Origin of the sequence: Nocardiopsis sp. TSRI0078 (assembly GCF_001905145.1) — a bacterium.
In the GTDB taxonomy this organism is placed as follows: Bacteria; Actinomycetota; Actinomycetes; order Streptosporangiales; family Streptosporangiaceae; genus Nocardiopsis.
Genome location: NZ_LWLB01000001.1, coordinates 189424 through 200711, shown reverse-complemented (window position 1 = coordinate 200711; position 11288 = coordinate 189424). Strand labels below are relative to the sequence as shown.

The 11288-nt window shown below is 72.5% G+C and carries 8 protein-coding genes; 5 read left to right on the top strand and 3 right to left on the bottom strand.

Annotation, left to right across the window (positions count from 1 at the left end):
- The first annotated feature begins 8 nt into the window (after window positions 1-8).
- The 4 genes from nuoL to A6A08_RS00910 all read left to right on the top strand — a co-directional run bounded on the left by nuoL (window position 9) and on the right by A6A08_RS00910 (window position 6457).
- Entirely contained in the window at window positions 9-1952 is a 1944-nt protein-coding gene (gene nuoL / locus A6A08_RS00925; RefSeq protein ID WP_073700573.1) for an NADH-quinone oxidoreductase subunit L, read from the top strand.
- A gap of 2 nt (window positions 1953-1954) precedes the next feature.
- Complete coding sequence (locus A6A08_RS00920) at window positions 1955-3628, top strand: NADH-quinone oxidoreductase subunit M (protein ID WP_073700572.1); 1674 nt, start codon at window positions 1955-1957, stop codon at window positions 3626-3628.
- An 8-nt stretch (window positions 3629-3636) separates the two neighbouring features.
- Window positions 3637-5274, top strand: a complete 1638-nt coding sequence (gene nuoN, locus A6A08_RS00915; RefSeq protein WP_073701034.1) for an NADH-quinone oxidoreductase subunit NuoN — start codon at window positions 3637-3639, stop codon at window positions 5272-5274.
- A gap of 178 nt (window positions 5275-5452) precedes the next feature.
- Window positions 5453-6457 (top strand): polyprenyl synthetase family protein, encoded by a 1005-nt coding sequence (locus tag A6A08_RS00910; RefSeq protein ID WP_073700571.1) that lies wholly within the window; start codon window positions 5453-5455, stop codon window positions 6455-6457.
- A 212-nt stretch (window positions 6458-6669) separates the two neighbouring features.
- Here the strand turns inward: A6A08_RS00910 and A6A08_RS00905 are convergent, their stop codons facing one another.
- The 3 genes from A6A08_RS00905 to rarD all read right to left on the bottom strand — a co-directional run bounded on the left by A6A08_RS00905 (window position 6670) and on the right by rarD (window position 10373).
- Entirely contained in the window at window positions 6670-7935 is a 1266-nt protein-coding gene (locus A6A08_RS00905; protein WP_073700570.1) for a hypothetical protein, read from the bottom strand.
- A gap of 228 nt (window positions 7936-8163) precedes the next feature.
- Window positions 8164-9174: a hypothetical protein gene (locus tag A6A08_RS00900; RefSeq protein WP_073700569.1), complete on the bottom strand. Its 1011-nt coding sequence runs from the start codon at window positions 9172-9174 to the stop codon at window positions 8164-8166.
- A gap of 140 nt (window positions 9175-9314) precedes the next feature.
- Window positions 9315-10373 (bottom strand): EamA family transporter RarD, encoded by a 1059-nt coding sequence (gene rarD, locus A6A08_RS00895; RefSeq protein WP_083608704.1) that lies wholly within the window; start codon window positions 10371-10373, stop codon window positions 9315-9317.
- Between the two features lie 117 nt (window positions 10374-10490).
- Here rarD and msrA point away from each other — a divergent pair, with 117 nt between their 5' ends.
- A complete protein-coding gene (gene msrA / locus A6A08_RS00890) occupies window positions 10491-11153 on the top strand; it encodes a peptide-methionine (S)-S-oxide reductase MsrA (protein ID WP_073700568.1) in 663 nt (220 codons plus the stop codon).
- Window positions 11154-11288 lie beyond the last annotated feature (135 nt).

Below are 11288 nucleotides of genomic sequence, written 5' to 3'. Positions count from 1 at the left end.
ACGTGGCTGTGACATCTCACGCGTACCTCGCCGCCGAACCCGCGGTGGCGACCGCGGCCGACAGCGCGGTGCTGTCGGGCGCATGGCTGCTCATCGCCCTGCCGCTCGCGGGCGCGGCGATCCTGCTGCTCGGCGGCAGGCGCACCGACAAGTGGGGGCACTGGCCGGCCACGGCCCTGCCGGTCGCCTCCTTCGTCTGGGCCCTCCTCGTCCTGTTCGACCTGCTCGGCAGGGCCCCCGACGCGCGCAGCGTCTCCGTCCCCGTCTACCAGTGGTTCTCCGTCGGCGGCTTCGAGGCCGGCGTGGACCTGCTGGTGGACCCGCTCTCGATCAGCTTCGTCCTGCTGATCACCTTCGTGGGCTCGCTGATCCACGTCTACTCCGTCGGCTACATGGCCGAGGACCCGGGCAGGCGGCGCTTCTTCGCCTACCTGAACCTGTTCGTGGCGGCCATGCTCGTGCTGGTGCTCGCGGACAACTTCGTCCTGCTCTTCCTCGGCTGGGAGGGTGTGGGCCTGGCGTCCTACCTGCTCATCGGGTTCTGGCAGTACAAGCCCTCCGCGGCCGTGGCGGCCAAGAAGGCGTTCCTCATCAACCGTGTCGGCGACATGGGCCTGCTCATCGCGATCATGATCATGTTCTCGGCGCTGGGCGCGGTCAGCTTCAGCGACGTGTTCGCCGCCGTCCCGGGCGCGAGCGACGGCGTGCTGCTGGCGATCGGGCTGCTGCTCCTCCTCGGCGCCTGCGGCAAGTCCGCGCAGCTGCCGCTGCAGGCGTGGCTGCTCGACGCCATGGAGGGCCCGACCCCGGTGTCCGCGCTCATCCACGCGGCCACCATGGTCACCGCCGGCGTGTACCTCATCGTGCGCGCCGGGCCCGTCTTCGAGGGCGCCCCGGTCGCCCAGACCGCGGTCACCGTCGTGGGTGCCGCCACCATGCTGGCCGGCGGGATCATCGCCTCGGCCAAGGACGACATCAAGAAGTCCCTGGCCGGGTCCACGATGAGCCAGATCGGCATGATGGTGCTGGCCGCCGGGCTGGGCCCGGTCGGCTACGTGGCCGCCATCGCCCACCTGGTCACCCACGGCTTCTTCAAGGCCGGGCTGTTCCTCGGCGCCGGATCGGTCATGCACGCCATGAACGACGGCGTGAACATGCGCAGGTACGGCGGGCTCGCCCGGATCATGCCGGTCACCTTCGCCACCTTCGGCCTGGGCTACCTGGCCATCATCGGCTTCCCGCTGCTGTCGGGCTGGTGGACCAAGGAGAGCATCATCTCCGCGGCCTTCGGGACGGGCGGCACCCAGGGCATGGTGCTCGGGACGGCCGTCATCGCCGGCGCGGGGCTCACCGCCTTCTACATGTCGCGGATGGTCTTCATGACCTTCCTGGGCAAGAAGCGGTGGGAGGAGGGCGTGCACCCGCACGAGTCGCCGGTCAGCATGACCGCCCCCATGGTGGTGCTGGCGGTCGGTTCGGTCGCGCTCGGCGCCTTCCTGACGCTCGGCGACAGGTTCGCGGGCTTCCTCGCCCCGGCCACCGGCGCCCACCCGCACCACTTCGACGTGGCGCACGCGTTCACCTCGCCCTACGGCCTGGCCGCCCTGGGCGTGCTGGTGGTCGGTGTGGCGGCGGCCTGGGCGGTGTACCTGCGCAAGCCGGTGGCCGAGACCGCCCCCAAGGGCAACCTGGTCACCGTCGCCGCCAGCCGCGAGCTGTACGGCAACGAGATCAACGAGGGCCTGCTCATGCGGCCCGGCCAGGCGCTCACCGGTGCGCTGCTCGTCATCGAGGACAAGGTCATCGACGGGGCGGTCAACGGACTCGGCGCGGGCGTGCGCGACTCCTCCAGCGGACTGGGCCGCGCCCAGACCGGGTTCGCCCGCACGTACGCGCTCACCATGCTCTTCGGCGCCGTCGTCGTCGCCGCGACGCTGGCTGTGAGGTTGTGACAATGATCCCCTGGCTCACCATCGCGATCGCGCTCCCCGCGGTCGGCGCGGCCCTGGTCTGGGCACTGCCGCGCACGGCGGCGAAGGCCTCCCCGGCCGGGGCCGCCCAAGCCGCCGAGGCGTCGGCCTCGACGGGCGGCGCCACCGCCACGGCCGTGCGGCCCGCCGCCACGGCCACGGGCGCCGGCGGGTCGGCCGAGACCGCCAAACGGCTCACACTGGGCTTCTCGCTCGCCACCCTGCTCGTGGTCGCGGCCATGGCGCTGCGGTTCGACACCTCCCAGGCCGCAGGCCTGCAGTTCGAGGAGGTCCATCCCTGGATCGAGCGCTTCGGCGTCAACTACGCCGTGGGCGTGGACGGCATCGCCCTGGTGCTGATCCTGATGTCGGCCGTCCTGGTGCCGCTGGTCGTCCTGGCCGCATGGAACGAGCACGAGGACCGCCCCGACGGCGGGCGCGGGTACTTCGCGCTCATCCTGGTGCTGGAAGCGATGATGATCGGCGTCTTCGCCGCCACCGACGTCTTCCTGTTCTACGTGTTCTTCGAGGCCATGCTCATCCCGGTCTACTTCATGATCGGGCGCTACGGGCGCGGGGACGACCGGACCCGGGCCGCGGTCAAGTTCCTGCTGTACAGCCTCGCCGGCGGCCTGGTCATGCTGGTCTCGGTGATCGGCGTGTACGTCATCGGCGGCAGCTTCCTGTGGACCGACCTGGTCGGAGAGGGCAGCGCCCTCGCCGCGGTGGACCCGGCCACGGCGCGCTGGCTGTTCCTCGGCTTCTTCATCGCCTTCGCGATCAAGGCGCCGATGTGGCCCGTGCACACCTGGCTGCCCTCGGCGGCGGGCGCCTCGCGTCCGGGCACCGCCGTGCTGCTCGTGGGCGTGCTCGACAAGGTCGGCACCTACGGCATGCTGCGCTACTGCCTGGAGTTGTTCCCGGCGGCGGTGTCGTGGTTCGTGTGGCCGGTGGTGGCACTGAGCCTGGTGAGCATCATCTACGGTGCGATCCTCGCCATCGGGCAGAACGACATGATGCGCCTGGTGGCCTACACCTCGGTGTCCCACTTCGGCTTCATCACCCTGGGCATCTTCGCCCTGACCGCGCAGGGACAGGCCGGAGCCGCCCTGTACATGGTCAACCACGGGTTCGCGACCGGGGCGCTGTTCCTGGTCGTGGGCTTCCTCGTCGCCCGCCGCGGCTCCTCGCTCATCAGCGACTACGGCGGTGTGCAGAAGGTCGCGCCCAAGCTCGCCGGGGTGTTCCTCGTGACGGGCCTGGCCGGCCTGGCGCTGCCGGGCCTGGCGCCGTTCGTCAGCGAGTTCCTGGTGTTCGTCGGGGCGTACGCGTTCCACCCGGTCCCGGCGGTGATCGCCGCGGTGGGCGTGGTGCTGGCCGCGCTCTACATCCTGTGGATGTACCAGCGCACCATGAACGGCCCGACCAAGGAGGGGCTGACCGGTCTGCGCGACCTGTCCGCGCGGGAGACGTGGGCCGTCGCCCCGCTGCTCGCGCTCATCCTCGTGCTCGGCGTGTATCCGCAGCCGGCGCTGGACGTGATCAACCCCGCGGTCGAGCGCACCGTCGGTATCGGCTCCGGGGCGGCGGACACGGCCGCGGCCGGCGGCAGTGAGGGCGCCGCGGGCGCCCAGGAAGAGGAAGGAGACGCGGAGTGATCCCCCACATGGACCTTCCCGTCATCACCGAGACGCCGCCGGACCTCGACTGGTGGCTGCTCGCGCCGCTGATCACGGTGTTCGCCGCCGGTGTGCTGGGTGTGCTGTTCGAGGCGTTCGTGCCCAAGGGGCGGCGCCGCGGGCTCCAGATCGGACTCGCGGTGCTCGCGCTGCTGGCGGCGTTCGTGCTGCTGGTGCTCCAGGTGGGCTCGCTGCCCGCCGACGAGGCGGGTGTGACGGTCGCCGCCGGTGTGCTGGCGGTGGACCGGACGGTGATCTTCTTCCAGGGCACCATCACCGTGCTGGCGCTGGTGAGTCTGCTGCTGATCTCCGAGCGCCGGGACGGGCGCGACGCCTTCGCCGCGCAGGCGGCGACTGTGCCCGGGAGCGAGGAGGAGCGCGCGCACATCCTGGCGGGCTCCCAGCACACCGAGGTGTATCCGCTGGTGCTGTTCGCGGTGCTGGGGATGCTGATGTTCCCGGCCTCGAACGACTTCCTGACGATGTTCATCGCGCTGGAGGTGATGAGCCTCCCGCTGTACCTGCTGTGCGGGCTGGCCCGGCGCCGCCGCCTGTTCTCGCAGGAGGCCGCGGTCAAGTACTTCCTGCTGGGCGCGTTCTCCTCGGCGTTCTTCCTGTTCGGCGCCGCCATGGTCTACGGCTACGCCGGATCGGTGAACTTCGGCGAGATCCGCGCGGCCGTCGATGCGGGCGGCGCGCGGATCTTCGAGGGGGGCAACGGCGAACCGCTGCTCCTGATGGGCATCGGGCTGGTGGCGATCGGCCTGCTGTTCAAGGTCGGCGCCGTGCCCTTCCACAACTGGAAGCCGGACGTGTACCAAGGCGCGCCGACCCCGATCACGGCGCTGATGGCCTCCTGCACGCTGGTCGCCGCGTTCGGCGCGCTGCTGCGGGTGTTCTTCGTGCCCTTCGGCGGCTCGGCGGAGAGCTGGCAGCCGATGCTGTGGGTGGTGGCCGTCCTGACGATGGTCGTCGCCGCGGTCATCGCGGTCACCCAGCGCGACGTCAAGCGGCTGCTGGCCTACTCGTCGGTGGTGCACGCCGGGTTCGTCCTGACCGCGGTCGTGGCGGGCAGCACCGACGGGCTCGCGGGCGCCATGTTCTACCTGGCGGCGTACGGGTTCACCACGCTGGGCGCGTTCGCCGTGGTGACGCTGGTGCGGACCAGGGACGGCGGGCAGGAGCTCGGCGACCTGGACCGGTGGGCGGGGCTGGGCCGCCGCTCCCCGGCGCTGGCCGGTGCACTGGCCCTGTTCCTGCTGGCCTTCGCCGGTATCCCGCTGACCAGCGGGTTCATCGGCAAGTTCGCGGTGTTCGAGGCGGCCGTGGCGGCCGGTGCCACCCCCCTGGTGGTGGTGGGAGTCCTGAGCAGCGCGGTGACCGCGTTCTTCTACGTGCGGATCATCGTGGTGATGTTCTTCCGGGATTCGGAAGGCGAGGGCCCCACGGTGGTGCGCGCGGGTGCGGCCACAGGCGGGGTCATCGTGGTCGGGGTGGCGGCGACGCTGCTGCTCGGCCTGTACCCGGGGCCCGTGCTGGACAACCTGCTGCCGTCCTCGGAGACCGGTCCCGAGCCGGTCGCGGTGATGGTGGACCAGGCGTCCACGCAGACGGGTACGGAATGACCGATTATCCGGCCTGACCTGCGCTTCGACACCGGACGGTCCCGTATCCGGGTGTGGCTTTGGCTGTTCATTCCGGGTCGGATACCGTGGCAAGTCGGATCATGTTCATGTGCCGAGCACGCGGTGGCCCCCTCACCGGGGGTCACCGCCGTGCCCGTTCAACAGGTGGAGCTTTACGGTGAGCGGTGCTGTCCCGAGCGGGTTTCTCGCTCTGCCGAGAGTCGATGCGGCCCTCGCCAGTGAGGTCCAGGACAACCTGGAGAAGGTCGAGGACCTGCTGAGGGAGTCGGTCGCGTCGAGCGACCCCCTGCTGACCGAGGCCGCCTCCCACCTGCTGGAGGCCGGGGGCAAGCGCTTCCGGGCGACCCTGGTGCTGCTGGCCGCCCACTTCGGCGACCCGACCGTGCCCGACCTCATCCCGGCCGCGGCCGTGGTGGAGCTCACGCACGTGGCCACGCTCTACCACGACGACGTCATGGACGAGGCCGAGCTGCGGCGGGGCGAGCCGAGCGCCAACCAGCGCTGGGGCAACAGCATCGCCATCCTGACCGGCGACTACGTCTTCGCCCGGGCCTCGGAGATGCTCGCCGACCTGGGCACCGAGGCGGTCCGGCTGCAGGCGGTCACGTTCGGACGCCTGGTGCAGGGGCAGATCCTGGAGACCTCGGGTCCGCCGGAGGGCGCCGACCCGCTGGACCACTACCTGCGGGTGATCAGCGACAAGACGGCGTCGCTGATCGCGTCGTCGGCGGAGTTCGGCGGGATGTTCGGCAAGGTCGACCCGGAGACGGTCGGGACGGTCACGCGGGCGTGCGACGCCCTGGGCATGGCCTTCCAGCTGGCCGACGACATCCTGGACGTGGCGAGCGAGAGCATGGACTCGGGCAAGACCCCGGGCACCGACCTGCGCGAGGGTGTACTCACCCTGCCGATGTTCTACGCGCTGCGTTCGAGGGACGCGGCCGACGAGCGGCTCAAGTCGCTGCTGGGCCGCCCGCTGGACGACGGCGAGGCCGAGGAGGCCCTGGCGCTGCTGCGGGTGCACCCGGCGATGGCCGAGGCCGAGGCCACCCTGCGGGGCTGGGCCGACAAGGCGCGCGCCGAGTTGGCGACCCTGCCCCAGAGCCCCGCGCGCGAGGCCTTCGAGTCGCTGTGCGACTACGTGGTCGAGCGCTCCGGCTGACCGGACCACCGTTCGCGGGCACGGTCCGCGACAGGGACACGAGAACGGCGCCGCCCCATCGGGACGGCGCCGTCGCCATGTCGCGGGTTCTCACCCTCCGTGGACGCCCGCCTGGGACGATCCTGCTCCCGGTGTCCCGCGGTGGGGCCGAGAGCGGGATCGACGGGGAGGGAACCCCCTCACGTCACACCCGTGGTGCTTCTCGCCGTGCGCTAGCTCACGACGGGCAGGGCCTCGGACCCGGGCAGGTCCATGAAGGTCGGGTGCTGGGTCATGCCCCCGGGGGTCTCCTGCGGGACGGTGCCCCCCTCGATGGACACCAGGTCGCTGGTGTCCAGCTCGTTCAGCAGGTCCGTGCCCCGGCCGAGCTCGTTGACCAGGTCCTCGGCGGTCCGGGTGTCGACGCCCTCGGCGACCTGGGGCAGACCGGTGTCGGCGAGCTGCGGCAGGGTGGCGTCGACCGTGTCGTCGACGACGGGCAGGCCGGTGCCGGAGAGGCGGGGCAACCCGGAGTCGGCCAGGGGGCCCTCCACGTTGAGGGGCTCCAGCTCGGCGGTCGGGGCGTCGCCGGACAGGGCGGCTCCGGTCAGGTCCCCGAGGCCGGGCGTGCTCGGAGAGGACTGCGGGACGGCGGTGATCCGCTCGTCGAGGTTGCGCTGCCCGACCATGCCGAGCACCCCCTCCTCACCGAGGCCCACGTAGTCGTCGTCGGTCACCGGGGCGGCCGCCATGACGTCCTGGACGCCGCCCGGCGCCTCCAGGCCGAAGGCGTAGGCGAGGTCCCACATGTTGGGGACGGCGGGCGCGGCCGCGCTCTGCCGCACGGTGGCGGAGTCGGCCGAGCCGAGGACGCCGGCCAGCGAGGGCAGGCCGGAGGTGTCCGGCAGCTGGACGACCTGGCCGACCCTGGGCAGGTCCACCTGCTCACGCAGCCCGTAGACGGACTCCACGGTGTGGGGCAGCACCTCCACGGCGGTCTCCTCGACGCGCGAACCGGCCCGGGTGGCCGTGTCCTCCACGGCGGCACCCGCCCGCTGACCGCGGTGTTCGAGGGCCCTGCCGAGGTCGTGGCCGACGGTGTCGTGGGGGTCGCCGTCCAGGCCGGTGGCGTCCTGGGCCCCGGAGACGGTGTCGGCGAGCTCGGAGGTCGGGTTGGGCAGGTCGCCGACCGGGGTGCGCAGGGCCTCGCCCTCGGGCAGCGGCGCGGACAGGTCGGGCGCGGGCTTGTCGGGGTTGTGCGCGGTCTCCTGCAGTTCCGACAGCGCGCTGTCCGCGACAGGCCCGACGCCCTCGGGGGCCAGGCTGTTCACGGTGGGGGCGACGCCCTCCACGAGCGCCCGCTCGACGACGGGCGCGATCTCGTGGACGGGGGAGGTGAGCGCCTCGGCGCCCGCCACCCCGGAACCGAGGGCGACGAAGCCCGCCGTTCCCGCGGTGAGGAGGACGGTTCGTGCGTGGATGCGCGTGGACTGGGTCATGGGTTTCCTTCCGAAAGGTGCGGTCCGGATCTGGATCAGCGGATACGGGGCGGCCGTGCGCGTGGGGCGCGGTCGGCCTGGGCCGGGGCGGACCACCGGCTGACGTGAGTTCCGTGAACGGCGAAGGGCACGGGACTCACGTCAACTCCCAGAAGGACGCGGCGCGGAGGAGGCCGTGGCTGGGAACGGGTCCGTGCGCGGACAGGGGCCGCGCGGTGAGGACCCGCCCTAGTCGGGGGAGACGGTGGGGTCGTCGCTCGGGCCGCCCGGCACGGGGTGCAGGGCGTGGGCGGCGAGCGGCACCGCCCCGGAGGCGGGCGCGGTGACGGGCGCGGCGGTGAGGTAGCCCGCGACGCCGGATGCGGGGGCGGGGCCCGCTCCGGGCGCGTTAGAGCCGGTGGTCAGCTGGCCGGCGGGGGGCGCGGGTGCCGGGGCGCCGGAGCCTGCCTCCGCGGAATCGTCCGAGGGGGTGGAGGGGGCGGCCGCGGGGAAGGTGCCGAAGACGGCACTGGGGGAGTGGTCCCGGTCGGTGCCGTGCTCCGTGGCGGCGTCCCCCGACCGCTCGTGCCCGTCCGGGCGCCGACCGGTGTCGGAGCCGCCGTTCCGGGCCGGGGCGGCGGAGGGCTCGGCGGTGGTCCGTGCCACCGGGGCGAGGGCGCTCTCGACGGTGCCGCCCGTCCGGTCGAGCTCACGGATCACCCGGCGGGCCCCCTCGCCGACCTCGCCCACCCTCCAGGCGGTCTCGGGCAGGACGGCGGCGGTCCCGGCGGCGGTGCGCTCGGCGCCCGCCTCCAGGCGGTGGTGGACGCTCCCCAGGGTGGAGGCGACCGGTTCGGCGACCTCGCCGGGGAGCACGCCCTCCAGGGCGGCGGAGTCCCGCAGGCCGAGGGAGCCGCCGTCAGGGCCCCGCAGGCCGAGGGATCCCCCGACCGGGGTCCTGCCGGCCGGGGCGCCGTCCTGCGGGGACGCGCCGTCCGGGACGCCGCCTTCCGGCGGGCCGCCCCCGAGGGAGCCGTGGACCGGTGAACCGGTACCGGTCGGGTCGCCGGGGAGGACACTGCTGCTTCCCGGACCGTCGTCGGCCGGATCCTCCTCAGCGGAGGCGGGGGCGGCGCCGAGCAGCCACAGGCCGACGAGGACGGCACCGACCACCAGCGGCAGGAGGAGCAGGGAGGGCGCCTGCGGGCACACGGCCGCGGCGGCGCGCGTGGCGCCTGCCGTTCGGCTGGTGCGAGGCATGGAGGGGCCCTCCGGGACGTGCGGCCTGGTCGGGGCCGGGAGTGACCCCCGGCCCGCGACCTGACGTTAGCATAGAGTCACAGAGGGTAGTTTGGTTTTTCCGAAACCGGGAAGCCGGAATCGCGACCGGGAAGCCGGGGTCAGTCCGCGGGGTCCGGTCGTGCCGGACCCTCGGAGAGGGGCCGCCGGGGAGGCGTCCTCGCCTCGGATCCGCCGTCGCCCGCCCCGGCCGACTCGCCCGCCCCGGCCGACTCGGCCGTCCCGGTCATCTCGGCCGCCTCGAGCGGTCCGTCGTCCCGGGGTCGGGCCCGGGACGCGCGGCGGGACCGGGCGCCGCGCACCTGGTCGAAGGCGAACACGCACAGGGCCAGCCACACCAGCGAGAACCCCAGCCAGCGGGCGAGCGGCATCTCCTCGTCCTGGACGAGCCAGCCGACGAAGAACATGATGCTCGGGGCGATGTACTGGAGCATGCCGATGACGCTCAGGGGGACCTTGCGGGTGGCCATGCCGAACAGCAGCAGCGGAAGGGCGGTCACGAAGCCGCCGCCGACCAGGAGGGCGGTGTGGGCGGGCGAGACCGAGAACGCGCTGCTCGACCCCGCGGCCTCCAGATAGACCACGAAGCCCAGCGCGGGCAGGAACATCACCAGGGTCTCGACGGTCAGGCTCTGCATGCCGTCCAGGTCCACGTACTTCTTCACCGCGCCGTAGGCGGCGAAGGAGGAGGCCATGAGCAGGGACAGCCAGGGGGTCACGCCGTAGCCGACGGCCATCACGAGGACGGCCAGGGTGCCCAGTCCGACCGCCACCCACTGTGCCGCCCGCAGGCGCTCGGAGAAGAACACCACCCCGAGGCACACCGACATCAGAGGGTTGATGAAGTACGCGAGCGAGGCCTGGAGGGTCTGCTCGATGGAGACCGAGAAGATGAACCCCCACCAGTTGAGGGAGATCAGGACCGCCGCCGCGGCGACCGGCAGCAGCCGCCTGGGGCTGCGCACCACCGCCGGGAGCCAGGACCAGCCCCGGCGGGCCAGGAAGAGGAAGACGCACATCGCGAGCAGGGACCACACCATGCGGTGGGCGAGGATCTCGCTGGGCTCGGCGGCGGACAGGAGGGGCCAGTACAGGGCCGCGATGCCCCACAGGAGGAAGGCGAGGGCCCCGAGGGCGACGCCACGGTTGGATTCGGGCACGCCCGCAATGGTAGGACGAATTGTCCGGCGTGTCTCCCCCTTTCCGCCCGGGTCCGGCCGTCCACACAGTCCGGCGGAACCCGTGCGCAGCGTTCCTCCCGTGGATACCCTGGACACATGTTCGGGACAAAGACGACCATGGTCGACCCAGCCCGCGCCCTTCCCGGCCGCGACACCCCGCTGCCGGAGCCGGGCAGGCACACCGTCCTCGGCACCAGGCTCACGCCGCCCTACCCGGAGGGCAGCCAGATCGCCGACGTGGCGATGGGCTGCTTCTGGGGCGCCGAGCGCATGTTCTGGCGCCTGGGGGCGGAACGGGGCATCATCACGACCGCGGTGGGCTACGCGGGCGGCTACACGCCCAACCCCACCTACGAGGAGGTGTGCTCGGGCCTGACCGGCCACACCGAGGCGGTGCGCGTGGTGTTCGACCCCGAGCGCATCTCGTACACGGAGATCCTCAAGGTCTTCTGGGAGGGCCACGACCCCACCCAGGGGATGGGCCAGGGCAACGACATCGGCACCCAGTACAGGTCGGCGGTCCTGTACCACGACGACGCCCAGCGGGCCGCGGCCGAGGCCAGCCGCGACGCCTTCCAGCCGGTACTGACCGGGGCGGGCTACGGGCCGATCACCACCGAGATCGCGCCGCTCAAGGAGTTCTACTTCGCCGAGGACTACCATCAGCAGTACCTGTCGGACGCCAAGAACCCGGGTGGCTACTGCGGGATCGGCGGTACCGGCGCCAGCTGCCCGATCGGTGTGGCCTCCACGGAGTGACCGCGGCGGGCCGGGGCCGGGGACGCCTGGTCGAGTGGTACGGCAGCACACGTGCGAGTGCGCCCGCGCACGTTCGAATGATGGCTGAGTGATGGTCGGGCCATCGACTGGGTGATCGCCCACTGGGCGTGTTGC

Coding starts and splice junctions, on each gene's coding strand:
- A6A08_RS00920 (WP_073700572.1), top strand. CDS start 1,955: ATGATCCCCTGGCTCACCATCGCGATCGCGCTCCCCGCGGTCGGCGCG.
- nuoN (WP_073701034.1), top strand. CDS start 3,637: ATGGACCTTCCCGTCATCACCGAGACGCCGCCGGACCTCGACTGGTGG.
- A6A08_RS00905 (WP_073700570.1), bottom strand. CDS start 7,935: ATGACCCAGTCCACGCGCATCCACGCACGAACCGTCCTCCTCACCGCG.
- A6A08_RS00900 (WP_073700569.1), bottom strand. CDS start 9,174: ATGCCTCGCACCAGCCGAACGGCAGGCGCCACGCGCGCCGCCGCGGCC.
- msrA (WP_073700568.1), top strand. CDS start 10,491: ATGTTCGGGACAAAGACGACCATGGTCGACCCAGCCCGCGCCCTTCCC.